This is a genomic window from Pseudomonas sp. W15Feb34 (assembly GCF_023127765.1).
In the GTDB taxonomy this organism is placed as follows: domain Bacteria; phylum Pseudomonadota; class Gammaproteobacteria; order Pseudomonadales; family Pseudomonadaceae; genus Aquipseudomonas; species Aquipseudomonas synxantha_A.
Map to the genome: position 1 here is coordinate 1,353 of NZ_SPKN01000043.1, position 259 is coordinate 1,611.

Consider the following 259-nt stretch of genomic DNA (forward strand, 5'->3'; position numbering starts at 1 on the left):
CATCCGCAAAACTAATCCGGATGGCAATTCGACTGACTACAGCTACAACAAACACGGGCAACTGACCGGAGTTTGGTACCCGGATCACAGTTGCCATCGGCTGGTGTGGGATGAGCGTGGGCAGTTGCTGGAAGAGCAATTGCCCAATGGCGGGATCAAGCGTTATCGCTATGACGACCTGGGGCGACAGATTGCCCGCGAGGATGAACACGGCGCGCAGACAGTCTATGAATGGGACAGCGTCGGTAGGTTGATTCGC

General features: G+C 56.0%; 1 protein-coding gene. It reads left to right on the forward strand.

Annotated elements, in window-relative coordinates:
* Positions 1–259, forward strand: a 259-nt coding sequence (locus E4O97_RS20045; RefSeq protein WP_248162030.1) for a hypothetical protein, incomplete at both ends; no start/stop codon positions are given.